Origin of the sequence: Synechococcus sp. R70.1 (genome assembly GCF_047461675.1) — a bacterium.
Taxonomy (GTDB): Bacteria; Cyanobacteriota; Cyanobacteriia; order Thermostichales; family Thermostichaceae; genus Thermostichus.
The window spans coordinates 1-1,219 of record NZ_JANSHR010000037.1 but is presented as its reverse complement, the minus strand read 5'-3'; the positions used below and the strand labels follow the sequence as shown (position 1 = coordinate 1,219).

The 1,219-nt window shown below is 53.6% G+C and carries 2 protein-coding genes; both read left to right on the top strand.

The window, feature by feature from the left end; genetic code table 11:
• Positions 1-245: 245 nt before the first annotated feature.
• A complete protein-coding gene (locus tag NW807_RS05680) occupies positions 246-668 on the top strand; it encodes a heavy metal-responsive transcriptional regulator (protein ID WP_414425518.1) in 423 nt (140 codons plus the stop codon).
• Positions 669-712: 44 nt separating this feature from the next.
• Complete coding sequence (locus NW807_RS05675) at positions 713-1,159, top strand: putative iron-sulfur cluster-binding metallochaperone (RefSeq protein WP_414425517.1); 447 nt, start codon at positions 713-715, stop codon at positions 1,157-1,159.
• Positions 1,160-1,219 lie beyond the last annotated feature (60 nt).

Below are 1,219 nucleotides of genomic sequence, written 5' to 3'. Positions count from 1 at the left end.
AAAGCGCTGCCACTTGGGCTCGGTCTCAAAGGGGTTGTACTGGCTGGGCAGGTTGGCGAGGGAAGGTGCAGCAGTCATGCGGGGGCTGGGTTGCTCAAGGGACTACCCTAACTAGGTTAGCAAGCTTACTCCCAGCCGTCGGGCTCTTTTGGGGAGGTGGGCTTTCTGGGGATCCCTCTTGACCCTGTAGTTAGCTACAGGGTTTAGGCTAAGAGAGCTTCTGGAGAGAGGGTAGAGAACCCGGCATGTCTGAGCTGCTGCGGGTGGGTCAGGTAGCCGAGAAGTTGGGCATCAGCCCCCAAACCCTCTACTTCTACGAGCGCCTGGGGCTCATCCCCAAGCCCCGTAGGACAGAGGGGGGCTACCGCCTCTACGGAGAAGCTGAGCTGGAGCGGCTAGCTTTCATTGCCCGCGCTAAGGCTTTGGGACTTACCCTGGCCGAGATCAAAGAATTGCTCCTGCTTCAGGAGAACGGGCAAGCCCTGCCCTGTTGGCAGGTGTACGTAAAGCTAACCGAAAAACTAAGACAAATCGACAAGTCAATTGCCCATCTCCAGGAACTTAGAGGGGAGTTATCGACACTCATTGAAAAGTGTCAACAAAAATTTTCTGAGCAGGAGAAAAGTTCCTCTTGCGCTATCTTTCAACAACGGCTCGATAACCCATGACAAAAGAACCCCTTGTCCCATTTTCTGCTAATGCTTGGCAGCCCTTGTGTCCAAAGAGCGGGGAGCAAGGGATCCCGATTCAACTGATTACGCTGAAGAGCCTTCTGTCTCCTACAGCTTTGGAGCAACTTAATGCTAACGCCAGCTATGCGTTTTGTCGGGATCCCCTTTGCCCCGTCGTCTATTTTTCTGAGGAAGGTCAGAGCTTTGGGGTTGACGACCTCAAGGTTCCCGTCTTTCAAAAAGAAAGTGGCAAGGACGTGCCTGTCTGCTACTGTTTTGGATGGACGCGCCGGCGCATTTGGCAAGAGCTCCAGGGATCCAAAACGCCCCAGGCTATTCTCGAGGAGATTGCCGACCACATCAAAGCCAGGGGCTGTGGCTGTCAGGTGAACAACCCGCAGGGATTTTGCTGCCTGGAAAACGTCAGACAAGTCATCTTGGAGATGCAGCAAAGGAAGGCTGAGGAACAAAACCCGATTATTGGCTGAAATAGGCGTTGAGCCATTCCAGACATTCCATAAAGTAAAACACCAGCGGCCCGGTAAAGA

What these genes read in the sequence shown, in the direction of transcription:
- NW807_RS05680 (WP_414425518.1), top strand. Translation starts at nt 246, where the DNA reads ATGTCTGAGCTGCTGCGGGTGGGTCAGGTAGCCGAGAAGTTGGGCATC.